This window comes from Micromonospora echinospora, from assembly GCF_014203425.1.
Lineage (GTDB): Bacteria > Actinomycetota > Actinomycetes > Mycobacteriales > Micromonosporaceae > Micromonospora > Micromonospora echinospora_A.
Genome location: NZ_JACHJC010000001.1, coordinates 4,387,749 through 4,409,660, shown reverse-complemented (window position 1 = coordinate 4,409,660; position 21,912 = coordinate 4,387,749). Strand labels below are relative to the sequence as shown.

Here is a 21,912-nt window from a genome sequence, read left to right as displayed (position 1 = left end):
TCTCGTGACCGGACATCCCCGTCGCGCTGCCCGACTGGCTGCCAGTGCCCTGGCCGTCGCCGTCTCGATCGGTTCGGCCGGCTGTGGGCGGGACGAGCCGGATCCGGCCCGGTCCGGCCCGCTGGAGCTCGACCGGCTCACCGCTCCGGCCGAGCTGGCCGGCCTGCCCCGTCAGGACACCGGGCGCGACAAACTCCCGCCGCTGGTTGACGGCCCACCCGGGCTCGCCGTGGTGATCAACGGGTACGGCGAGGCGATCCCGCCGCCGCTGACCCTCGAGGCCTACTACGGCAATCCGGTCGGCATCACCTCTGTGGGGCGGGCGTTGCAGTCGCGCCTCGGCGGCGGCACGGCCGCGCCCGGCGCCGAGACCACCTGCCACAGTGGCGCCGACGGGTCGACCACCTGCTGGCGGCGGGCGGACACGCTCGTCGTGACCGTCACCGCCCGCGACGGCCGGTCCGCCGAGCGGACGCGGGACGCCACCGAGCAGGCGTGGGAGGCCGTCACCGGCTGAACGCCGCTGACGTCAGGCGGTGCCTCTCGAGCGGCGGCCGACGGCGTACCGGACGTGCACCGCGTAGCGCGAGTGGTGCACGGCGCGGATCTCCAGGTCGACGTCCCGGTCGAAGCCCTCGAACAGCCGCTTCCCGCGACCGAGGATCACCGGCGCGGTGGACAGGCCCAGCTCGTCGACCACGCCGGCCGCGAGCGCCTGCCGGATGACGTCGGCGCCCCCGCCGATGACCACCGCGCCGTCACCGGCCGTACGCCGGGCCGCCGCCAGCGCCGCGTCGAACCCGTCGACCATGAGGAAACCGGCGTCCGGGTGGGGCTGGTCGGCGGTGCGGTGGGTGAGCACGACCAGGGGCGCCTCGAACGGGTTGCGGCCGCCCCAGGCGCCGGCGGCGTCGTACATGCCCCGGCCGCACAGCGCGGCGCCGGTGCCCGCCAGCAACTCGTCGAAGTACGCGCGGTCCTCGTCGGCCATGCCCGCGCCGGCCTCGCGCGGCGTGTCGTACGTCCACGGCCCGCCCATCACCCAGTGGTGCAGCCGCTCGCCGCCGACACCGAACCCCTGGCCCGCGTGGTCGTCCGGACCGGTGACGTAGCCGTCCAGGGACACGGTGACGAACGCCCGCACCCGGCCCCGCGCTTCGCTGCTGCTCAGGCTTCCTCCCGGAGATCGGAGAACACCGACCCAGTGAAGACCGCGCACCGGCGCCGGACTCATCGCCGCCGTCGGACCGGCGTCAGTCGTGCACCGGGTGTTCGGCCTGGAACGCCAGCCGGCGGTCCGCGCCCGCGGCCAGCTCGGCGAGCACGTCGTCCAGCTCCAGGAACGTCTGCCAGCGCTCCTGGCCGGTGATGGCGGTTAGCCGGTCGACCACGAGCTGCTCCAGATCGGTGACCCGGCGGCCCTTCCACACCTTGTCGGCGAGGCTGACCAGCAGGTCCTCCAACTGCACGCCGGGGGAGTGCCAGGCGGCGTGGGTGACGGCGAAGCGGGCCCGCTCCTCGGGTACGCCGAAGCGCAGCAGCAACTGGTAGCCCGCCTCCTCGTGCGCGGAGCCCGGGCCGGTCAGCTCGGCGGGATGCTCGACCTTGCCGAAGTCGTGCACCGCGGCGCCGAACAGCACCGCCTGCCTGTCGAACGGCACCGCGGCGAACCGGTCGGCGAACGCGGCGGTCAGGTGCCAGGCGACGTCGTGCACCAGCCGCAGGTGCGCGCCCAGGCGCGGCGAAGCGGCGACGGCGGCCAGCAGCTCGACCGCGACGCCGGGCAGCGGGAGCAGCGGCGGGTCACCCGGCTCGGTGAGGGCGCGGCGCAGGGCGTCGGAGGTCATCGGAGCGAGCGTACCGGTCCTCGCCGCTCTCACCGCCGGTGATGGACGAGCAGCCGAACGTGAAGGAGCCGCTCGTCCGATTCCGGTCGATCGATCCACTCGCGAGGGTGAGGGTCACGTCTCTCACGGGGGTTGTCGAATGACAGCAATGAATCGTCGTGCCCTGCTGCGTACCGCCGCGCTGACCGGGGTCGCGGCCGCGACCGGGCTGGCCGCCACGTCCACCGCCGGGGCCGCCGCGCCCGCCGCCGAGGCGGTCAACGGGCCGTGGCTGGTCAGCGTCGGCTGGGGTGTGCTCCAGATCGAACCGGGCCGCACCACTCCACGGGAGCTGCTGCCGAACGGGGACCACGCCAAGACCTCACCGGACGGCCGGTACGTGGCCTGGGTCAACACGGCCCGCTCGGGCGACGGCTCGCTGGAGCCGTTCGTGGCGGTGTACGACCGGATCACCGGCCAGAAGCGCACGCTGCTCGCCGACCCGTTCGGCGTCCGCTACGGCGCGCCGACCTGGTCGCCGGACGGCACCGAGATCGCCCTGGTCACCGGGGAGAACCACGACCGGCTGATCGCCGTCGACGTCGCGACCGGCGGCACCCGCGTCCTGGTCCAGGGGCACTCCATGGCCGACCCGGACTGGTCCCGGGACGGCTCCATGATCGTCCTGCGGTGGCACAGCCGTTCGGAGGGCCCGCAACTGCGCGTGCTCGAACTGACGACCGGCACGGCGCGGCGGCTCTACACGCCCGGGGCACCGGGCGAGCTCTTCGGCTCGCCGGTCTTCATGCCCGACTCCGGGCGCGTGGTGTTCCGCACCGACCGCTGGTATCCCGACCTGGAGTCCAGCAACCACTCGCTGGCGTCGGTGCGGATCGGGGGCACCGGCCTGAAGAGACTCACCGGCGAACCCCGGTTCTACCTGTCGCCGGTGTTCTCCCCGGACGGCCGGTACTGCGCCGCGCTGTCGGTCCCGCCGGAGAACGAGTACCCCGACGGCGGCAACATCATCGTGTCCACCAGCGGCTTCGGCGAGCAGTGGTGGATCCCCGGCGACGAGTACGACGACAGCACCCGGCTGGACTGGGCCCGCGCGCTCTGACGCCCGCCCCCACGCCCGGCGGTGCGGATGTGCGCGCCGCCGGGCGCGACCGGTGCGAGGCTTGGTGCGGACACCGCCGACGGGGCCGGTGTCCGCTGTGGAGGGGTGATGGCCGAGCCGCCGACCGGGACGTCGTCGCACCGCGCGCTGGCGCACGGCCGGCACGCCAACCACCGCCGGTACCACGACGGCGCGGAGGTCGACGGGTACGTCGACGACCCGTACCACCGGGTGCGCCGTGCCGTCGCGGCCCGGCTGATGGCCGAAGGGGTGACCGGCGGCGGGCCGGTGCTGGAACTGGGCTGCGGGCCGCGCGGCATGCTCGACCCGGACGCGCTGCCCGGCCCGCTCGTGCTCGCCGACATGGCCGAGGCGGCGCTGGGCACGGCCCGCGCGGTGACCGGCGGCCGGGCGCTGCCGGTCTGCCTGGACGCCACCCGCGGGCTGCCGTTCCGCGCCGGCCACTTCGCCGGGCTGCTCGCCGGGGAACTGATCGAGCACGTGTACGACCCCCTGGCGCTGCTGCGGGAGTGTCACCGGGTGCTGGCGCCGGACGGGCTGCTGGTGCTCACCACCCCGAATCTGGCGCCGGTGCAGGACCGGCTGGCGTTCCTCGCCGGCCGGGCGCCGCGCCAGGTGGACCCGCTGCACCCCTATCTGTGGCTGCACATCCGCCCGTTCACCGCCTCGCTGCTGCGCCGGACGCTGCGCCGCGCCGGGTTCACGCCGGTGGCCCTGCGCTCCAACGAGGTCGGCTGGCGGCTGCCCGGCGGGCGGTGGGTGGCCTCGCGCCGGCTGGCCCGCGCCGCGCCCGGGCTCGGCGGCTCCCTGATCTGCGCCGCCCGCCGGCAGGGCGGGCCGCCACCGGCCGGAAACAGGGTGTGATGGCGACATTGACAGCGGGCTATCATGGAGGTTCCGTCGTCGACCGGGGGATGTCATGACGCGCCTGCTCGCCTGGGTCGTGACCAATCTCGACGCGTTCATCGGCCTGGTGCTGGCGCTCACGGTGTCCGTGCTCGGCCTGACCAACGCGGTCGACCAGGAGGTCGTCAACAGCGCGATCCTGCTGGTCCTGGGTCTGCTCGCACAGGCGATGCTGCGCGACCGGCTGCGCCGGCGCACCACCGAGCGGGAGGTCCGCCAGGTCATCTCGGACACCCGCGACCGGCTGACCGACCTGGTGCCGCAGATGCAGGAGATCACCGGCCCCGAAGGCGCGCTGAACCGGGCCCGCGAGGCCATCGACAGCGTGTCCATGGTGCGGGTCCTGCACGGCAGCGAGGTCGGGCAGGCGCTCGCCGACGCGCGGCGGCACACCGACCAGTGGAGCTTCAAGGGCGGCACCGGCACCTTCCTGCGCGCGGTCACGCTGCCGGACTGCCTGGAACACGCCCGGCGGCGCAACGCCACGCTCACCGTCGCGATCGAGATCATCGACCCGACCGACGAGGAGGTCTGCGAGCGGTACGCGCGGTTCCGGCGCAGCCTCGACCCGGACGCGCCGGGCGAGCCGTGGACCGTCGACCGCACCCGCAAGGAGTCCTACGCGACGGTGCTGGCCGCCTGCTGGCACCTGCAACGCTCCGGCCTGCTCACCGTCGACGTCCGGCTCTCCGCGCAGATGACCACGTTCCGCTACGACCTCTCCTCCTCCTGCGTCGTCATCACCCAGGAGAACCCGCAGACGCCCGCGCTGCGCATCGACCGCGGCGAGGTCTACTACAACCGCTTCAACATCGAGCTGGACTACAGCCGCCGGCAGAGCCGGCGCGTGCCGATCGAGGCCGCGGCCCAGGTCAAGCTCGACGACGAGCCGTCGGTCGAGCAGGTACGGCGGCTGTTCGCCGCGCTCGGCCTGACGCTGCCCCGCTCCTTCGGCGACCGCGAGGTGGCCGACATCATCGGCAAAGCCGTCCAGGCGAGGAATCCGTACTCATGACCAGTTACACAGACCTCGAACGGGAGATCGACCGGGGCACCCGGCCGGAGCTCCTACGCGGCTGGGTGCTGGACGTGCTCGACGACGTCGCCGAGGGGCGGCGCCCGCTGCGCGCAGTCCGGCACCCGCTCGGCTTCACCTGCCTGCCGGTGGAACGCGACGGCCCCGACGGCGTCTGCGTGCACGCCTGGCCCGCCGACCCGCCGCAGGTGCGCCCGACCACCTCCACCATGCACTCGCACAGCTGGGACCTGCTCAGCCACGTGCTGCACGGCACCGTCCGCAACGAGCTGATCGAGGTCGACGACGAGCCCGCCGACCCGTCCTGGCGGGTCTACGAGGTGCGCAGCCTCGGCGAGGTGGACGAGATGGCCGCCACCGATCGGCTGGTCACCGCGATGACCGCCACCGTGGAGACGCACTCGGCCGGCGACTCGTACGCGCTGCGCGCCGGCGGCTTCCACACCTCGGAGGTCGACGCCGGTGAGCCGGCGGTGACAGTGGCGCTCGGCCGGACCACTCCCGGCGCGTGCGACCTGAGCCTCGGCGCGGTGGACGGGCGCAGCCACCGGGTACGCCGGGACCGATGCGACGCGGCGGAGACCGCGCGGATGGCGCGGGCGATCGCGCGACTTGTGGCACGGGGCTGACTGGCTGGAGGAGCCATGGACGTGGAGCCGAGCAGAGGCGGGCCCGACCTGCGCGAGGCGCACCGGTTCGCGGTGGAGGCCGCCCAGGCGGCGGGTCGGCTGCTGCGCCGGGGCACCCGGGGGGACGTGCACGCCCGGGTCAAGAACGACACCGGCGACCTGGTCACCGACCTCGACCTGGCCGCCGAGCGGCTGATCGTCGACCGGATCCGGGCCCGCTGGCCGGAGCACGGCGTGATCGCCGAGGAGGGCGGCGAGTACGCTCCGGACACCGCCTTCGCGTGGCTTGTCGACCCGCTCGACGGCACCAACAACGTGGCGATCGGGCTGCCCGCGTACGTGGTCGGGATCGCCCTGTGCGACAACGGCTCGCCGGTGCTCGGCGTGGTCCACGACCCGGTCGCCGGCCGTACCTGGTCGGCGGTGCGGGGCCGGGGCGCGTTCGTGCACACCTCCGGCGCGGCCGGGCGGCCGCTGCGCGCCGCGCACCGCCCGGTGCCGCCCGCTCCGGTGCTGGCCTGGACCCAGGGGCACGAGGTACGCCGGGACGACAGCACCGCCCGGGCACTGAAGGTGGTGCTCGACACGACCGCCCGCCGGGTGCTGCAACTGTGGGCGCCGCTGCTGTCCTGGGTGATGCTGGCCCGCGGCGACATCGACGGCATCGTCGGCTACCGGCCCGAGGCGGTCGACCTGCCCGCCGGGATGCTGCTCGCCGTCGAAGCCGGCATGGCGGTACGCGCGCTCGACGGCGGCACGTTCGACGACAGGTACGGCTGCCCGGCGGACCAGCGCAGTTTCGTGGCGGGGCCGCCGGAGACCATCGACCGGCTGGTCAAGCTGGTCACCGCGGCACAGTGGATCGAGCCGCAGGTGCGCCGCCTCACCCCGGTCAGCCTCGGCTCGGTCGGCTGGTGAGGCGCGATCCGCTAGCCTCGGCCGGATGGCCGCCAAACAGCTCAAGCTCGGGCTCCGGGTCCGCGACCTGGACCGCTCGCACCGGCTCTACCGGCGACTCGGCTTCAAGGAGATCCCGAACGCCGAGCAGACGAACCTGCGCTACCTGACCTTCGGTCACACCTGGCTGATTCTGTCCGACCTGCACCGCCACGGCCACCACAACGCGCAGCGGGAACGCGACGTCAAGGCCGGGCCGCCGGGGCTCGGTGTCGTGCTCACAGTGCCCACCGCGGACCTGGACGCCACGTACGCGCTGTGGCGCGACGAGGGGCTGCCGGTCACGCTCGAACCCGAGGACGTGGGCTGGGCGCGGATCTTCTACGGGCTCGACCCGGACGGCTACGAGGTGATGTTCGAGCAGTTCCATCCGGCGTCGCGCTCCGCCGACGCCTGACGGGCGTCGCGGCGGGTCAGGGCCTTGACGGCGTCTGGGCGGCCAGGAAGTCCGCCCAGGTCCGCACGCCCCTCGCGGCGCCCGGCCGGGCCAGGTTCGCGCCCTGGCGGTACGCCCGGCCGGCCCGCCCGGGGATGCGGACCGGCAGTCGCGCGCGGCGCTTCCCGGTGGCCGCCAGGTAGCCGGTCAGCAGCTCACCGATCCCGTACGTGTGCGGCCCGGCCAGATCCGGCACCAGCCCGGCGGGCGCGCCCGACGTCAGCTCGGCCAGCCGGGCCGCCACCTCGGCGGCGTCGACCGGCTGCAACCGCAGGCCGCCCGGCACCGGCGCCACCGGCAGCCGGGTCATCGCCGTCAGCATGGTCAGCACCAGGTCGTGCGCCTGCGCGGCGCGCAGCACGGTCCACGGGACGCCGGAGTCCGCCACCGCGCGTTCGGCGTCGAGCTTGGACCGCATCCAGGCAAGCGGCACCCGGTCGGCGCCGGTCACGGAGATGTGCACCAGATGCGTCACCCCTGCCCGGCGTGCGGCCCGGACCAGGTGGGCGGCGGCCCGGTCGTCGCCCTTCGCGCCGCCGGCCAGGTGCAGCACCGTGCGCACCCCGCGCAGGGCGGGGCCGAGGTCGGCGCCGCTGAGCAGGTCGGCGGTCACGTGGGTGACGCCGTCGCCGGACCGCCCGCCGCGCCGGCTGAGCACCCGCACGGGGTGCCCGGCGGCGCGCAGCAGCGGTACGACGTGCCGGCCGATCGTGCCGGTGCCGCCGGTGACCAGGATGTGTGGGTTCATCGTCTTCCCCTCCGTCGCCTGTGCTGCCACGTCGACCCGCGGCGGCCCGCCGACGTGACAGATGTGACAGCGGTCACCTCCGGTCACATCAGCGGGCCGTGGCGGGTCGAGACGACGTGCGGGAGGGGAGGCTCAGGTGATGGACCACGGGCTGGCGGAGCGGTTCGAGCGGGAGCGGCTGCGGCTGCGCGCGGTGGCCTACCGGCTGCTCGGCTCGCTCACCGACGCCGAGGACGCCGTGCAGGAGACCTGGCTGCGGCTGGCCCGCACCGACCCGGCCACCGTGGACAACCTGGACGCCTGGCTGACCACTGTGGTCGCCCGGGTCAGCCTGAACACGCTCCGGTCCCGCGCCGCCCGCCGGGAGGATCCGCTGGACGTCCGCCTGCCCGACCCGGTGGTGGACACCGGCGCCGACGACCCGGCGCACGCCGCGGTCCTCGCCGACTCGGTGGGGCTGGCGCTGCTCGTGGTGCTGGACACGCTGACCCCGGCCGAGCGGCTCGCGTTCGTGCTGCACGACATGTTCGGGGTGCCGTTCGACGAGATCGGCCCGCTCGTCGACCGCTCACCGGCGGCGGCCCGGCAGCTCGCCAGCCGGGCCCGCCGCCGGGTACGCGGACAGGCGCCCGCGCCCGACCCGGACCTGACCCGGCAGCGGGCGGTGGTCGACGCCTTCCTCGCCGCCGCCCGCGACGGCGACCTCGACGCCCTGGTGGCGGTGCTGCACCCGGACGTGGTGCTGCGTTCCGACGCCGGCAGCGCCCGTGCCCGGCACACCGTCGTGCTCACCGGCGCGACGGTGGTGGCAGCGCAGGCCACCACGTTCGGCCGGCTGTTCCCGCACGCCCGGCCGGTGCTGGTCAACGGCGCCGCCGGGGTGCTGGTGAGCGCCGGGGACCGCCCGCTGTCGGTGATGGCGTTCACCGTCACCGGCGGACGGATCGCCGCCGTGCACGTGATCGCCGACCCGCGCCGGCTGGCCGCGCTCGGTCTCGCCGGCTGACCCGGAGCCGCTTCAGTCGACCAGAACCAGGTTGGCCATGTCGACCACCGGCCGGAAACCCAGCCCGGCGTAGAGCCGGTTCGACACCGGGTTGGCCTGGTCGGTGAACAGGCACACCCGCGCCCCCTCGGCGGTGAGCAGCCGGCACACCTCGGCTACCGCGTTGCCGGCCCAGCCGCGTCCGCGCTGCTCGGGAGGCGTGTAGACCGGTCCGACACGGGCCACGCCGTACGACGGCGGGTTGGCGGCGGTCAGGTGCACCGGGACGCCCGACCCGTCGGTCCAGAACCAGACCCGCCCGTCCCGGATGCGGCGCAGCAACTCGGCGCGGTCGGGCGTCTCGTGTGCGCTGGTGCCGGGTGGGCGGCCCGCCTGCTCGTCGGCGTCGGCCGTGAACGCGCCGAACCACGCGGCGACCAGGTCGACCTCGTCCGGCCCGGCGGCCCGCAGCGCGCCGGGCACCGGGGCCGGTGGCGCCAACTGGTCCAGCACATGCAGCCGGGTGTGCTGGGCGACCTCGACCCGGCCGCCGTCGAGGCGTGCGGCCTCGTCGGCGCAGGCACGTGCGGCGGGCAGCGCTCCGTTGACCGCGCGGACCCGCTCGCCGCGCCGGTGCCACGCACGGGCCAGCGCCACGGCGGCCTCCGGCGGCATCGGCAGCAGGAACGGCGGTCGCGGCGGGAACGGCGCGGTACGCATCGCGGCGCCCACCACCGCCCCGGAGCCGTCGCGCACCACCAGCCACCAGTCGTCCTCGGGCAGCGCGACGCCCTCGGCGCGGCGGGCCGCCATCCGGCGCGTGACGCTGGCGACGACGGTGTTGATCACCGGGTCGGCGGCCAGGTACGCCTCGGCGGCGGCGAGGAACTCGTCCGGGTCGGTGCAGAAGTGCAGGGTGGGCGCGACGGTCATGCGGGCACGGTAGTCACTGCCCACGGCCGGGTCGTAGCGGTTTTCCCGCCCCGGGTCAGGGGGCGATGCGCAGCCGGCGGATGTGGGTGTCGTCGTACTCCTCGAACCGGAACCGCAGCCCTGCGAACGGGCTGCCGGGGAAGTCGCCGCTGATCGTCGCCGTCACCACCGTGCCGGCCGGCGTCTGCTCGACGTCGGTGATCTCGTACGACACCAGCGGCGTGCCGCTGCGCCAGGCGCGGATCTCCGCGACCCCGCGGTGGGTGCGGCCCTCGTCCTCAACCACCGCGTCGTCGGCGAACAGCGCCAGGTAGGGCTCCTTGTCGGCCTGGCCGGCGAGCGCGAAGTAGCGGCGGACGATCTCGGGCGGGTTGCTCATGGGCGCGATGCTAGGCGCCGGGACCGACAAGAAGCGCCGTGACGGTGGCGGCGGTGGCCAGCACGGCGAGCGCGGCGCTGGTCGCCACGAACCGGCCCAGCGGCACGCCCACCCCGGCGGCCCGGCAGCGCTCGTACCAGATCAGTGTCGCCAGCGACGCCCACGGCGTGGCCAGCGGACCCACGTTCGTGCCGATCAGCAGCGCCAGCAACTGGGTGTGCCGGTCGGCCGCGATCACCGCCTCGCCGGCCAGGTACGCGGGCAGGTTGTTCACCACGTTGCTGAACAGCGCGCCGACCGCGCCCGCCCGCAGCGCGCCCTCCGCGCCCGGGTCGGTGCCGATGAGCGTGCCCATCACGGTGTCCAGGCCGTACCGGCCGATGGTCTGCACCACCAGGAACAGTCCGGTCACGAAGACCAGCAGCCGCCACGGCACCAGCGCGAGCCGCAGCCGGTGCCGGGCCCGGACCGCGAAGCCCGCGACGAGGATCGCGGCGGCCACCCCGGAGGCGACGCCGATCTCCACCCCGGCGAGGATCCCGGCGACGAACAGCAGGCAGGCGGCGAGCGCCGTGCGGTAGAGCACCCGGTCCGGCGGCACGTACGGCGGCGGCGGGTCGAACGGGTCGGCCCCGGCGCGCGCCGGACGCCAGTACCACCACCACAGCAGCAGCGCGGTCACCGCGACGGCGACGAGCTGCGGCCACCACATCCGGGCCGCCCACGGCACCGGGTCCAGATCGACCCGGTCACTGGCCAGGATGTTCGTCAGGTTGGACACCGGCAGCAGCAGGCTCGCCGTGTTCGCCAGCCACACGGTGGTCATCGCCAGCGGCGTCGGCGGCACGTTCAGCGCCCGGGCCAGCGCGATCATCACCGGCGTGAGCAGGACCGCCGTGGTGTCCAGGTTGAGCGCGATCGTGGTCACCGAGGCGAAGCCGACGCAGAGCCAGAACAGGGCCCGGAAGCTGCCCCGCGCGGTCACCGCGACCCGGGTCGCGAGCGCGTCGAACACCCCGGCCACAGCGGTCAGCTCGGCCAGCACCACCACCGTGCCGAGGAAGATCAGGATGGGGACGATCCGCCGCATGGTCGCCTCGGCGTCGGCGCGGGGCAGCAACCCGGTGAGCACGCACACCAGCCCGACCACGGCCAGCCCGATCGCGATCCAGTCCAGCACGTGCAGACGGCCCCAGCGGGATCGGTCGGGCACGGCGTTCGGCGGATCGCCGGGGGTCTCCACGAGTGACGATCCTCGCACACGGCGGTGCGGGCGCAGGAGCCCGACGTGGTCGCGATCCGGGCTGCCGAGGGTGTCGATCTGTTGACCGTCGGTGGCCATAATGACCATGTGGCTGTAGGCGCGCACCCCACCCGGTCCGATCGCCCCATCGACTTCTTCATCAGTTACTCCCCGGCCGACGAGCGCTGGGCGACGTGGCTGGCGTGGGAGTTCGAGGCGGCCGGTTACCGCACGCTGCTGCAGGCGTGGGACTTCGTGGCCGGCACCAACTTCATCGACTTCATGGACCGTGGCGTCCGTGAGGCCGAGGTGGTGGTGGCGGTGCTGTCCGAACGCTACCTGCACTCCACCTACGGCAAGCTGGAGTGGCAGGCCGCGCTGCGCGCCGACCCGGACGGCACCGGCAACAAGCTCGTCACGGTACGCGTCGAGGACTGCCCGATCGACGGGCTGCTCGCCACCATCACCTATGTGGACCTGGTCGGTGTGGACGATCCGGCGCAGGCCCGCAACCGGGTGCTCGACCGCATCCGTGAGGCGCTCGACGGCCGGGCCAAACCGATGCGGCAGCCGGCGTTCCCGCACCACCCGGCCGACCCGCACGGGGTGCTCGCCGCGCCGGCCGCCGGAGCGCCCGCGCCCCGCCGCGCCCGGCGTACCCCGATCAACCCGCCGCCGTTCCCGCCGGCCGCCGTGGCGCCGCCGACCGCCCGGGACACCGTCACCGTGCTCCAGGTCGCCGGGCCGCGCTTCGGCCGGGGCGTGATCACCCCCGGCGCGCCGGTCACCCCCGGCGAGGTGCAGGAACACCTGATGGGTGACCTCACGCTGCTGATGAACGACGGCGTGCCCCGGCCGGACCTGCTCGTCGTCGCCGGCAACCTGACCGAGTCGGGCAGCCCGCGCGAGTTCTCCGACGCGCTGAGCTTCCTCACCGGCCTGCGGGTGCTGCTCGGGCTGGAGCCGCACCGCCTGATCGTGGTGCCCGGGCCGCGTGACGTGACCATGGCGGCCTGCCGCGCGTACTTCGCCACCTGCGAGGCCGACGACGTCGACCCGCAGCCGCCGTACTGGCCGAAGTGGCGGCACTACGCGCGCCTGTTCGACGACCTCTACCAGGGCCTCGACGACCGGATCTTCGACAGCGAGCAGCCCTGGACGCTGTTCCCGGTCCCGGACCTGCGGGTGGTGGTGGCCGGGCTGAACTCCACCATCGCCATCACCCACCGCGAGGAGGACCGGTACGGCTTCCTCGGCGAGGCGCAGTCCAGCTGGTTCGCCCAGCGGCTGCGCCACTACCAGCAGTCCGGCTGGCTGCGGCTGGGCGCGATGGCGCACGCCCCCGGGGCGCGCAGCCCGTACGCCGACGAGGTGCCGCCGGACCCGGTGTCGCTGCGCGACCGGGGCGCGGTCAACCGGCTGGTCGGCCCGATGCTCAACCTGCTGCTCTCCGACGCCGCGCCGTCGGCGCGGGTGGACCCGGTGGTGCCGCTGGCCGCGGCCCCCCGCGACGGCCGGGCGCAGGTGCTGCGGCTCGGTGGCGACGGCATGACCCGCTGGGTGCTCGGCCGCGACGACCGCCTCGACTCCGGCACGGTGACGGCGGTGAACTGGCCGGGTGCCGAGGCCACCTTCGGCGCGTCCGGTCCGGCCCAGGTGCCCGACCCGCGCCGCCCGGTCGCGGTCGAGGGAGCCACCCAGGGCGCGGCGGTGGCCGCCGCGCCGGTCGCCCCGGTGCAGCGCCTGCTGGACCGGCTCGCCGAGGTCTGCGAGGCCCGCTACGACCGGGTGGTGGTACGCCGCGTCGACACCGACCCGCCGCACCTGTACATCAGCTACCGCTCCGACGGCGTGGTCCGCCAGCAGCGGGTCGGCGCGCACGTGGGCACCCCCACCGCCGCCGACGTGGACGTCTTCGCCCGCCGGGTGCACGCCACCGACCCGGACATCGCCTCCGAGCTGGTCTACGACGGTGACCGGGTGCCGCGCGGACTGGCCGAGGAGGCGCAACGCCGGGGCGTGCGCGTGCTGCACCTGACCGAGTTCCAGGGCCTGCTCGACCTGCGCGAGTACGTCGCCGCGCAGACCGCCCGCCTGCAGGCCGACCGGCTCTACCCGCCCGGGCAGTACGTGCCGCAGCGCTACCGCCACCTCGTCGGCGCCGACCAGCGCGTGCGCGACGACGTGGTGGACGAGCTGCTGGAGACCGTCTCCGCCCCGGACGGCCGGTTCGTGCTGGTGCTCGGCGACTTCGGCCGCGGCAAGACGTTCGCGCTGCGGGAGGTGGCCCGGCGGCTGCCCACCGCCGCGCCCGACCTGATCCCGATCCTGGTCGAGCTGCGCGCGCTGGACAAGGCGCACTCCGTCGACGGCCTGGTCGCCGCGCACCTGGCCAACCACGGCGAGCAGGTCATCGACCTCAAGGCGTTCCGCTACATGCTGCGCCAGGGCCGCATCGTGCTGCTCTTCGACGGGTTCGACGAGCTGGTCGCCCGGGTCACCTACGACCGGGCCGCCGACCACCTGGAGACGCTGCTGCAGGCCGCCGAGGGCAACGCGAAGATCGTGGTGAGCAGCCGGACCCAGCACTTCAAGACCAACTCCCAGGTGCTGACCGCGCTCGGCGAGCGGGTCGGCCTGCTGCCGCACCGGCGCGTGCTCGCCGTGGAGGACTTCACCCCCGGGCAGATCGAGGCGTTCCTGCGCAACCGGTACGGCGGCGACGAGCGGGCCGCCCGCGAACGGATGGACCTGCTCGCCGGGGTCAAGGACCTGCTCGGGCTCTCCCGCAACCCGCGCATGCTCGGCTTCATCGCCAACCTCGACGAGGGGCGGCTCGCCGCCGTCGCCGGCGCGGGCGGCACGTTCAGCGCCGCCGCGCTGTACCGGGAGATCCTGGAGTCCTGGCTGGACTTCGAGGAGCGCCGCACCCAGGGCATCCCCGGCGCGCCGGTGAGCCTGCGCCGCCCCGAGCTGTGGCAGGCGGTGAGCCGGCTGGCGTTCCAGCTCTGGGAGAGCGGCGAGGCGTACCTGCGGCTGGCCGAGCTGGCCGAGTCCACCGGCCAGCTCGCCGGCCGGGCCGACTCGCGGCTGTCCGGCCCGCAGGCGGCGCACGCGGTCGGCGCGGGCAGCCTGCTGGTCCGCACCGACGACGGGCTGTTCGGGTTCATCCACACCTCGGTCATGGAGTGGCTCGTCGCCGAGGGCGTGGCCGAGCAGCTCAACCGCGGCGAGGAGCCGGCCGCGCTGGCGGTGCGGTCGCTGTCCGCGCTCGCCGTGGAGTTCCTCGGCGACCTCGCCGACCCGGCCCGCTGCACCGCCTGGACCGCGCGGGTGCTCGGCGACGAGTCGGCGGGGGAGACGCTGCGCGCCAACGCGCTGCGGCTGTCCGCCCGGCTGCGCCTGCCCGACCGGGCCGACCTGCGCGGCGCGGTGCTGCGCGGCGAGGACCTGTCGCACCGCGAACTCGCCGGGGCCGACCTGACCGGCGCCGACCTGACCGACGCGCGGCTGATCGCCACCAACCTGACCGAGGCGCGGCTGGAACACGCCCGCCTGCGCGGCGCCCGCCTGGACCAGGCCCGCCTCGCCGGGGCGGATCTGCGCGACGCGGAGCTGGCCGGGGCGCGGCTGTTCCGTACCGACCTGCGCGGCGCGCGCGTCGCCGGCAGCAGCTGGCACCGCACCGCGCTCATCGACGTCAGCGCCGACGCGGCGCTGCTGCGCGCCCCGGAGCTGCGCGGTGCCGTCGTCGCGCCGGGCCGTCCGGTCGCGCCCGGCCTGGCCCCGCCCGCCGTGGGCGTCGGCTACGGCTTCGAGGTGGGCCGGCTGCCGGTGCCGGTGGCGTACAGCCCGGACGGCGCGGTGCTCGCCGTCGGCAGCGACGACGGCGGCGTGCTGCTCTGCGACACCGCCACCGGGCTGCCGGTACGCACGCTCCAGGGACACCGGTCCCGGGTGTACGCGGTCCGCTACGACGCCGCCTCCCACCAGCTCGTCACCGGCGCGGCCGACCTCACCGTACGGCTGTGGGACGCCGACCACGGCGACGTGCGGCACGTCATCGAGGACGTCTTCGCCGGCTGGGTCTGGCCGCTGCTCACCGACGGCCGCCGGGGCCGGCTGGTGGTCGGCGACGCGGCCGGCGTGGTCCGGCTGTACGACACCCGCACCGCCCGGCTGCGCCACGAGTGGCCCGGCCACGCCGCGCCGATCTGGGGCACCTCGTTCAGCCCGGACGGCCGGCGGGTCGTGGTGGCCGACAGCGCCGGCACGGTACGCGGCTGGGACATCCCCACCGGTCGCCTGGCCTTCGAGGTGCGGGAGCCGGAAGTCGTCTACCGGGTGGCGCACACGCCGGACGGGCGGCTGCTGGCCGCGGTCGGGCAGCACGGCCGGGTCTGGATCCGCCGGGCCGGCGACGGCGAGCTGCTGCGCTCGCCGCGCGGCCACGAGGCCGACGTGTACGCCCTCGACATCCACCCCGACGGCACGCTGATGGCCACCGGCGACACGCACGGCGCGCTGCGGCTGTGGGAGACCGAGACCGGCCGGCCGGTCCGGGTGCTCGGGCGGCAGCGGGGCGCCATCTACAGCGTCCGGTTCAACGGCGACGGCAGCCTGCTCGCCACCGCCGCCAGCGACGGCGCGATCCAGCTCTGGGACACCGACGACGGGCAGGTCCGGCACGAGCTGACCCGGCACCGCGGCTCGGTGTGGCCGGTGGTCTGGCGGCCGGACCAGAACCAGGTGGCCACCAGCAGCAACGACGGCACCACCCGGCTGTGGGACGTGCGCTCCGGGCAGCTCCAGCACACGCTGCGCGGGCACGGCCGCCGGGTCACCGCGCTGTCCTTCCGCGACGACGGGGAAGTGCTCGCCGCCTGCGGCAACGACGGCGTGATCCGGCTCTGGGAACCGCGTACCGGCCGCCTGCTGCGGCAGCTCGCCAGCCCCGCCGACCGGCTGCTGTCGGTGGTGTTCTGCCCCGAGGAGTCGCTCGTCGCCTCACCCAGCGGCGACGGCGGCGTGCACCTGTGGAACACCGACACCGGCGCCGACGAGCGGGAACTCAACGTGGACACCGACCACGTCTGGGCGGTCGCGTTCAGCCCCGACGGCGACGCGCTGGCCACGGCGAACGACGACGACACGGTACGCCTGTGGTACCGCCGTACCGGCCGGCACTTCGCCACGCTCACCCCGCACCGGGGCCGGGTGCGCACTGTGGCGTTCAGCCCGGACGGCGAGACCATCGCCACCGGCTGCGACGACCAGACGGTACGGCTCTGGGACGCCGCCACCGCCACCTGCCGGATGACGCTGGAGCACCACACCGACCGGGTCTACTCGGTCGGCTTCAACAGCGAGGGCACGCTGCTCGCAAGCGCCGGCAACGACGGCACGGCGGTGGTCTGGGACGTGCACACCGGCCAGCCGCGCGTCGTGCTCACCGGACACGACGGCCGCCTCTGGTCGTGCGCGTTCAGCCCGGACGGCAACCTGCTCGCCACTGCCGGGGACGACCTGGTGATCCGGCTGTGGGACCCGGTCACCGGCCGCCTGCACGGCACCCTGGCCGCGCACACCCGGCGCGTCTGGTCGGTGCACTTCAGCCCGGACAGCAGCCTGCTCGCCAGCGCCGGTGACGACGGCACGGTACGGCTGTGGGACGTGGCCGACCCGGAGCACGCCCAGCTGCGGACCACGCTGATCGGCCTGCCGGACGGGTGGGCGGCGGTCAGCCCGGACGGCCGCTACAAGCTGGACGGTGACCCGGGCGGCCAGTTCTGGCACGTCATCGGCACGTGCCGGTTCGAGGTGGGCGAGCTGGACCCCTACCTCACCCAGGTCCGCCGCCTACCCGTGGACGCCCCCTTCTGACCCCCGCGTCCTCCGCCCGCCCCGCCCGCCCCGGTGATCAAGGAGTTTGTGTCCGGATCAGACGTCGTCTCCGACACGAACTCCTTGGTCAACTCCGGCAGGCGGGGGAGGCGGGGCGGCAGGTCCGGTCCAGCGGACCTCGCCGTCCTGCCACACGTCGGTGGGGGCCAGGCCGCAGGCCGTGGCCACCGCGGCCGACGCGCGGTGGTCGGGATGGACGTGGGCCACGAGGGTACGCACACCGCGCCGCCCCAGCCAGCCGGCCATTCCACGGGCGGCCTCCGTGGCGATCCCGCGCCCCTGCCACTGTGTTCCCACCACCCAGGCGATCTCCGCGACCGGTCCCGCGGTGGCCGGTGTCGCCTCGTCGAGGTGCCGGTGCCCGACTGCCCGCGCGCCGGCCGTGGCGGTGTCCGCCACCGTCCCGTGTGGTTCGGTGACCGTGGCCTGGACGAAGCCGGTCAGCCGGCAGCAGTCCCGGAGCTGAATCACCCAGTTGCACCACGACTCGGCCGGGTCGGGCGAGCCGGCGACCAGCCGTTCGTAGCGGGCCCGCAACGCCGCCGGGCAAGCGGGCTCGCCGCCGATGAACGTGTGCAGCGCCGGGTCGGCGAGAACGGCGGCCATCTCCTGGGCGTGCTCGACGGCCAGGTGCAGCAGGTTCAGCCGTGCGGTGGGGATGGGTTCCGGCGTGAACCCGCTCATCGACGTCAGCGCGCCGGTCAGTTCATCCATGATCGCGCTTCCAGAAGATCGATGACCTGGTCTCGCGGCAGCGAAACGGACCTCACGGTATCCCAGACCGCAACGCCATTCGTGCCCCCCAGGACAGCCAGCCCTGCTGATCTTGCAGTTTGTGCCCGGGCAGATGGGACATTCGCGTCACCGCTCGGGCCGAAAGTGCAAGATCGCGGGGGAGGGGCGGCGGGGGAGAGGGCGACGCCGGGGCGGGCGGTTCGTGCCGCCCGCCCCGGCCCGGGACGCCGGTCAGCGGCGCCACTTCTGGTTGGCGGCGCCGGTGCAGTCCCAGATCTGCAGCCGGGTGCCGTCGGCCGAGCTGGGACCGGTGGCGTCCAGGCACTTGTTGGCCTGAGGGTTCACGATGTCGCCGGCCGCGCTGAACACCCACTTCTGCGCGCCTGTGCCGTTGCAGTCGTAGAGCTGCACCTTGGCGCCGCTCGCCGTGGACCCGGCCGCCACGTCGAGGCACTTGCCGAGCGCGCGTACCGAGCCGTCGGCGTTCCAGCTCCAGCGCTGGACGGCGGTGCCGTTGCAGGCCCAGAGCTGCACGGGCGTGCCGTTGGCGGTGTCGGCACTGGCCACGTCGACGCACTTGTTGCCGTACCCGACGATCTGCCCGCCGGTGCCCCCGCCGCCGTTGTCCCAGGCCTGCACCCGGACGTAGTCGATGGTCATGGTCTGTGGGAACGTGGTGCTGCCGTCCGGCGAGCCGGGCCAGTTGCCGCCGACAGCCACGTTCATGATCATGAAGAACGGGTGGTCGAAGACCCAGCGGTTGCCGCCGATGTCGGCGGGCGTCTTGCGCGAGTAGGCCACGCCGTCGAGGTACCAGGTGATCGAGTCCGGCGCCCAGTCCACAGCGAAGGTGTGGAAGGCATCGGCGAGCGCCTGCCCGCCCGGTAGCGAGGTGGACGCGCCGACGCCGCTGCCGCCGGAGTAGCCGGGGCCGTGCAGCGTGCCCCAGACGGTCGACGGCGCGTAGCCGACGTTCTCCATGATGTCGATCTCGCCGCTGCCGGGCCACGGGTTCGTGCCGATGTCGTTGCCGAGCATCCAGAACGCCGGCCACAGTCCCTGTCCACGCGGGACCTTGATGCGCGCCTCGAACCGCCCGTACGCCTGGGCGAACGTGCCGTTGGTGAGCAGCCGGGCCGAGGTGTACTGGCAGCTTCCGTACCAGCACGAGTAGCCGGCCGGGTTCTCCTTGCGGGCGGTGATGACCAGGTTGCCGTTGCCGTCGAGCGCGGCGTTGCGGGTGCTGTTGGTGTAGTACTGCAACTCGTTGTTGCCCCAGCCGCCGCCCCCGATGTCGTAGCGCCACTTGCTCGCGTCGGGCGCGGCGCCGGCGGGACCGTTGAAGTCGTCGGACCAGGTGACCGCGCCGGGGGCGGCGATCGCGGGGGAGTGGGGGACGGCGGCGAGGGCGGCGGTGAGGCCGACCGCTGTCACCACCAGGGCGGCGAGGGTACGGATGGTGCGCACGGGGCGCCTCCTGCGGGGGTGGTGGCTGTTCCCGTCACGGCGGCCGGCCCCACCCAACGGTAAACAAACCATACAAATAGACTTCGATGAAGGTATGAACGAAGTCGGTCGATGTCAAGAGAGCGTTTCCCGCTGGCGCTCCGACGTCGGCTCGGGCTCGCGCTGCCGCACCACAGCGGGGCGGCGCATGTCCCGCCACGGGCCGCCCAGCAGCGGCGTGAGCACCACAAGCAGGTAGCAGGCGCCCATCACGACCAGCGTGGACGTGGGGCCGAACCGGTCCGCGGCGAATCCCGCGCCGACCGCGCCGGCCGGCATGGCCGCCCACGCGCCCGCGCCGATCACGCCGTACACCCGGGCCCGCATGGCCGGCGGCACCCGCTCCAACTGGACCGCGCCCATCAGCGGGTTGAGCGCGCCGGCGGCCAGCCCGGCCATCGCCACCACGGCGGCCACCACCGGCAGCGGCGGCGCGGCGGCGAGCGCCCACAGTGGTGGGGCGCCGCACAGCACGTACGCGGTGACGAACGTGGCCCGGCGGGGCAGCCGGTGCCCGATCGCGCTGAACACCAGCGAGCCGACCAGCGCCCCACCACCCATGACGCCCACCAGCAGGCCGAACGCGGCCGGCCCGCCGAGTTCCCGTTCGGCGACCACCGGCAGCAGCACGTTGCTCTTCGCCGCGTCGAACAGGTTCGTCACCAGCACCAGCAGGACCATGGCGCGCAGCAGCGGCTCGCGGACCAGGAAGCGCAGCCCGGCGGCGAACTGCCGCCAGTAGCCGCCGGTCTCCGGCTCGCTCCCGTCGTCGGACGGTCGCAGCCCACGCGGCACCAGCAGCGTCACCACGAGGGCCGACACGGCGAAGGTCACCGCGTCCAGCGCCAGTACCGGCACCGCCCCGAACACGCCGACCAGCAGGCCGGCCACGGGTGCGCCGATCATCCGGGCGCCGCGCGAGGTCGCGTCCTCCCACCCGGCCGCCCGCTCGATCGGCACACCTGCCGCCGCCGCGGCCTCCGGCAGCAACGCGGTGCGCGCGGTCTGCCCCGGCGTGTCCAGCAGTCCGCTGACGAAGACCAGGGCCAGCAGCGCCGGGAACGGCAGGCCGACGGTGGCGTGCAACAGGGGTACGGCGGCGATGGTCACGCCGGAGACCACGTCGGCGAGCACGCTGGAGCGCCGGTAGCCGATCCGGTCGACGAGCACGCCGCCGAACGCGCCGCCGAGCACCACCGGCGCGGTGGCGAACGCCCCGGCCAGCCCGGTGGCGGCCGGTGAGCCGGTTTCGGCCAGCACGTAGAGCGGCAGCGCGATGAGCGTGAGCACGTTGCCGGTCAGCGAGACGGCGTGCCCGATAAGCAGTCCGGCCAGGGGCCGGCGGTCGCGGTTCACTGCGGCCCCCGGTACGCCTGCCAGATCAGCGTGACCATCTCGGCGCCGGCTCGGCCGGGTGCGCCGCGCTCCTGCCAGCGCCGGCCCAGCGCGGACAGTTCGTCGCGCAGCTCGACCAGTTCCTCCGGTGTCAGGCGCAGCACGATGTCGCTGCTGGTGGTGCCGCGTACCCAGGCCGGGTCGAGGCTCGCCTCGGAATCCAGGTACGCCTGGTAGCGGTCCACGTAGCGCTGCATGGCGGCCTGGCGCAGCAGGTTGCCGGCGAGCCGGCGCTCCGGGTCGTCGAGCAGTTCGAGCGGATCCCAGTCGGTGGTGGCGTGCGCGGCCCGCCACCACCGCTCGCGCCGGTCCCGGGCGAGTTCGGGGGCCTCGGTCACGAAGCCGTGCTCGGCCAGCTTGCCGACGTGGTAGCTGACCGAGCCCACCGCCTCGCCGGTCCGCTCGCTGAGCATGCCGACCGTCTGCGGGCCGCGCAGGCGCAGCTCGCCGAGCAGCCGCAGCCGGGTGGGGTGGGCCAGCGCCCGCATGGCTCGCGGGTCGCTCACTCGCCGGTTGCCGGTTCCGTCCGTCATGCCGCCAGGCTAGACCGACAAGGAATGATGTACAAGGAGTCTTGTATTTATCGCGCGTCCGCCGGCGTGTGGCGGTACAGGTCGCGCAGCAGGCACACCTCGGACAGGTGGTGGATCACCTCCCGGTTGATGTGCAGCACGAGGGTGGCCATCGGGACGTCGGCGAACGGCCCTTCGGCCGGGCCGCAAGGGCGCGCCAGACCGTCCTCGCCGAGCGCCTCGACCCCTGCCGTCCAGGCGGCGTACTCCTCGTCGAGCTGGGCCAACGCGCCGGCGGCGGTCGGGGAGTAGGGGAACGAGGCGTAGTCGGTCGGCGCGCGGCCGAAGTGCGACGCGTTGCGCATGGCGAGCACGCCGACGATGACATGGGCCAGCCGCCAGGCGATGGTGGTGAACGGCGGCGGGTCCGGCTGCGGCAGCGCGAAGTCGATCGCCGGGATGCCGCCGTCGCCGCGCGGACGCACGCTCCAGCAGCCGGGGACCGGCTCCCAGAGGTATTCGGCGTCGGTGAGTCCGGCGAGGCGGTCCCGCAACTGGTAGGTCCAGTGCCAGGTGAGCTGCTCGCGGAGCAGCGGGTTCCAGGTCAGGTCGGTCATGCGCTCAGCCTGCCATCGGCCTGG

General features: G+C 74.5%; 20 protein-coding genes. 9 read left to right on the top strand and 11 right to left on the bottom strand.

Features of this window, described 5'->3' with window-relative positions; genetic code table 11:
• Positions 1-4 precede the first annotated feature (4 nt).
• Positions 5-517, top strand: coding sequence for a hypothetical protein (locus FHU28_RS20540; RefSeq protein WP_184686145.1), 513 nt, complete (start codon positions 5-7; stop codon positions 515-517).
• A 12-nt stretch (positions 518-529) separates the two neighbouring features.
• On the opposite strand, the gene FHU28_RS20535 is transcribed toward FHU28_RS20540, so the two are convergent.
• Positions 530-1,144, bottom strand: coding sequence for a dihydrofolate reductase family protein (locus FHU28_RS20535; RefSeq protein ID WP_311773628.1), 615 nt, complete (start codon positions 1,142-1,144; stop codon positions 530-532).
• 109 nt (positions 1,145-1,253) lie between these two features.
• Positions 1,254-1,847, bottom strand: a complete 594-nt coding sequence (locus tag FHU28_RS20530) for an HD domain-containing protein (RefSeq protein WP_184686144.1) — start codon at positions 1,845-1,847, stop codon at positions 1,254-1,256.
• Between the two features lie 148 nt (positions 1,848-1,995).
• Here FHU28_RS20530 and FHU28_RS20525 point away from each other — a divergent pair, with 148 nt between their 5' ends.
• The 6 genes from FHU28_RS20525 to FHU28_RS20500 all read left to right on the top strand — a co-directional run bounded on the left by FHU28_RS20525 (position 1,996) and on the right by FHU28_RS20500 (position 6,892).
• Positions 1,996-2,946 (top strand): TolB family protein, encoded by a 951-nt coding sequence (locus FHU28_RS20525; protein WP_260413070.1) that lies wholly within the window; start codon positions 1,996-1,998, stop codon positions 2,944-2,946.
• Between the two features lie 108 nt (positions 2,947-3,054).
• A complete protein-coding gene (locus FHU28_RS20520) occupies positions 3,055-3,831 on the top strand; it encodes a class I SAM-dependent methyltransferase (RefSeq protein ID WP_184686142.1) in 777 nt (258 codons plus the stop codon).
• A 55-nt stretch (positions 3,832-3,886) separates the two neighbouring features.
• Positions 3,887-4,888 (top strand): hypothetical protein, encoded by a 1,002-nt coding sequence (locus FHU28_RS20515; protein ID WP_073828530.1) that lies wholly within the window; start codon positions 3,887-3,889, stop codon positions 4,886-4,888.
• The gene (locus tag FHU28_RS20510; protein ID WP_184686141.1) at positions 4,885-5,538 is read left to right on the top strand and encodes a sulfurtransferase TusA family protein; all 654 of its coding nucleotides are present in this window, start codon (positions 4,885-4,887) and stop codon (positions 5,536-5,538) included. The genes FHU28_RS20515 and FHU28_RS20510 overlap by 4 nt, the downstream gene beginning before the upstream one ends.
• Before the next feature lie 15 nt (positions 5,539-5,553).
• Positions 5,554-6,456 carry an inositol monophosphatase family protein gene (locus FHU28_RS20505; protein ID WP_184686140.1) on the top strand — a complete coding sequence of 301 codons (903 nt, stop codon included), beginning with the start codon at positions 5,554-5,556 and terminating at the stop codon, positions 6,454-6,456.
• A gap of 25 nt (positions 6,457-6,481) precedes the next feature.
• A complete protein-coding gene (locus FHU28_RS20500) occupies positions 6,482-6,892 on the top strand; it encodes a VOC family protein (RefSeq protein WP_184686139.1) in 411 nt (136 codons plus the stop codon).
• A 16-nt stretch (positions 6,893-6,908) separates the two neighbouring features.
• Here FHU28_RS20500 and FHU28_RS20495 read toward each other — a convergent pair whose 3' ends face one another.
• Complete coding sequence (locus FHU28_RS20495; protein WP_184686138.1) at positions 6,909-7,679, bottom strand: SDR family oxidoreductase; 771 nt, start codon at positions 7,677-7,679, stop codon at positions 6,909-6,911.
• A 139-nt stretch (positions 7,680-7,818) separates the two neighbouring features.
• On the opposite strand from FHU28_RS20495, the gene sigJ reads away from it, so the two are divergent.
• The gene (gene sigJ, locus FHU28_RS20490; protein ID WP_184686137.1) at positions 7,819-8,685 is read left to right on the top strand and encodes an RNA polymerase sigma factor SigJ; all 867 of its coding nucleotides are present in this window, start codon (positions 7,819-7,821) and stop codon (positions 8,683-8,685) included.
• A gap of 12 nt (positions 8,686-8,697) precedes the next feature.
• Here sigJ and FHU28_RS20485 read toward each other — a convergent pair whose 3' ends face one another.
• The 3 genes from FHU28_RS20485 to FHU28_RS20475 are packed head-to-tail and all read right to left on the bottom strand — an operon-like array spanning position 8,698 to position 11,219.
• Positions 8,698-9,597 (bottom strand): GNAT family N-acetyltransferase, encoded by a 900-nt coding sequence (locus tag FHU28_RS20485; protein WP_184686136.1) that lies wholly within the window; start codon positions 9,595-9,597, stop codon positions 8,698-8,700.
• A 55-nt stretch (positions 9,598-9,652) separates the two neighbouring features.
• Positions 9,653-9,976 (bottom strand): nuclear transport factor 2 family protein, encoded by a 324-nt coding sequence (locus FHU28_RS20480; RefSeq protein WP_184686135.1) that lies wholly within the window; start codon positions 9,974-9,976, stop codon positions 9,653-9,655.
• A gap of 10 nt (positions 9,977-9,986) precedes the next feature.
• Positions 9,987-11,219, bottom strand: coding sequence for an ArsB/NhaD family transporter (locus FHU28_RS20475; protein ID WP_184686134.1), 1,233 nt, complete (start codon positions 11,217-11,219; stop codon positions 9,987-9,989).
• Positions 11,220-11,327: 108 nt separating this feature from the next.
• Here FHU28_RS20475 and FHU28_RS20470 point away from each other — a divergent pair, with 108 nt between their 5' ends.
• Positions 11,328-17,102 carry a WD40 domain-containing protein gene (locus FHU28_RS20470; RefSeq protein WP_184686133.1) on the top strand — a complete coding sequence of 1,925 codons (5,775 nt, stop codon included), beginning with the start codon at positions 11,328-11,330 and terminating at the stop codon, positions 17,100-17,102.
• Between the two features lie 57 nt (positions 17,103-17,159).
• On the opposite strand, the gene FHU28_RS20465 is transcribed toward FHU28_RS20470, so the two are convergent.
• The 5 genes from FHU28_RS20465 to FHU28_RS20445 form a co-directional block, all read right to left on the bottom strand.
• A complete protein-coding gene (locus FHU28_RS20465; protein ID WP_184686132.1) occupies positions 17,160-17,837 on the bottom strand; it encodes a GNAT family N-acetyltransferase in 678 nt (225 codons plus the stop codon).
• Positions 17,838-18,089: 252 nt separating this feature from the next.
• On the bottom strand, positions 18,090-19,325 hold the full coding sequence (locus FHU28_RS20460) for a ricin-type beta-trefoil lectin domain protein (RefSeq protein ID WP_184686131.1): 1,236 nt from the start codon (positions 19,323-19,325) through the stop codon (positions 18,090-18,092).
• A 114-nt stretch (positions 19,326-19,439) separates the two neighbouring features.
• On the bottom strand, positions 19,440-20,720 hold the full coding sequence (locus FHU28_RS20455; RefSeq protein ID WP_184686130.1) for an MFS transporter: 1,281 nt from the start codon (positions 20,718-20,720) through the stop codon (positions 19,440-19,442).
• Complete coding sequence (locus tag FHU28_RS20450) at positions 20,717-21,292, bottom strand: winged helix-turn-helix domain-containing protein (protein ID WP_184686129.1); 576 nt, start codon at positions 21,290-21,292, stop codon at positions 20,717-20,719. Before FHU28_RS20450 ends, FHU28_RS20455 begins: the two co-directional genes overlap by 4 nt.
• Before the next feature lie 47 nt (positions 21,293-21,339).
• On the bottom strand, positions 21,340-21,888 hold the full coding sequence (locus tag FHU28_RS20445) for a DinB family protein (RefSeq protein ID WP_184686128.1): 549 nt from the start codon (positions 21,886-21,888) through the stop codon (positions 21,340-21,342).
• Positions 21,889-21,912 lie beyond the last annotated feature (24 nt).

Excerpts from the sequence above, each read along its gene's own strand:
- FHU28_RS20530 (WP_184686144.1), bottom strand. The coding sequence starts at position 1,847 with ATGACCTCCGACGCCCTGCGCCGCGCCCTCACCGAGCCGGGTGACCCG.
- FHU28_RS20525 (WP_260413070.1), top strand. The coding sequence starts at position 1,996 with ATGAATCGTCGTGCCCTGCTGCGTACCGCCGCGCTGACCGGGGTCGCG.
- FHU28_RS20520 (WP_184686142.1), top strand. The coding sequence starts at position 3,055 with ATGGCCGAGCCGCCGACCGGGACGTCGTCGCACCGCGCGCTGGCGCAC.
- FHU28_RS20515 (WP_073828530.1), top strand. The coding sequence starts at position 3,887 with ATGACGCGCCTGCTCGCCTGGGTCGTGACCAATCTCGACGCGTTCATC.
- FHU28_RS20510 (WP_184686141.1), top strand. The coding sequence starts at position 4,885 with ATGACCAGTTACACAGACCTCGAACGGGAGATCGACCGGGGCACCCGG.
- FHU28_RS20505 (WP_184686140.1), top strand. The coding sequence starts at position 5,554 with ATGGACGTGGAGCCGAGCAGAGGCGGGCCCGACCTGCGCGAGGCGCAC.
- FHU28_RS20500 (WP_184686139.1), top strand. The coding sequence starts at position 6,482 with ATGGCCGCCAAACAGCTCAAGCTCGGGCTCCGGGTCCGCGACCTGGAC.
- FHU28_RS20495 (WP_184686138.1), bottom strand. The coding sequence starts at position 7,679 with ATGAACCCACACATCCTGGTCACCGGCGGCACCGGCACGATCGGCCGG.
- sigJ (WP_184686137.1), top strand. The coding sequence starts at position 7,819 with ATGGACCACGGGCTGGCGGAGCGGTTCGAGCGGGAGCGGCTGCGGCTG.
- FHU28_RS20485 (WP_184686136.1), bottom strand. The coding sequence starts at position 9,597 with ATGACCGTCGCGCCCACCCTGCACTTCTGCACCGACCCGGACGAGTTC.
- FHU28_RS20480 (WP_184686135.1), bottom strand. The coding sequence starts at position 9,976 with ATGAGCAACCCGCCCGAGATCGTCCGCCGCTACTTCGCGCTCGCCGGC.
- FHU28_RS20465 (WP_184686132.1), bottom strand. The coding sequence starts at position 17,837 with ATGGATGAACTGACCGGCGCGCTGACGTCGATGAGCGGGTTCACGCCG.
- FHU28_RS20450 (WP_184686129.1), bottom strand. The coding sequence starts at position 21,292 with ATGACGGACGGAACCGGCAACCGGCGAGTGAGCGACCCGCGAGCCATG.
- FHU28_RS20445 (WP_184686128.1), bottom strand. The coding sequence starts at position 21,888 with ATGACCGACCTGACCTGGAACCCGCTGCTCCGCGAGCAGCTCACCTGG.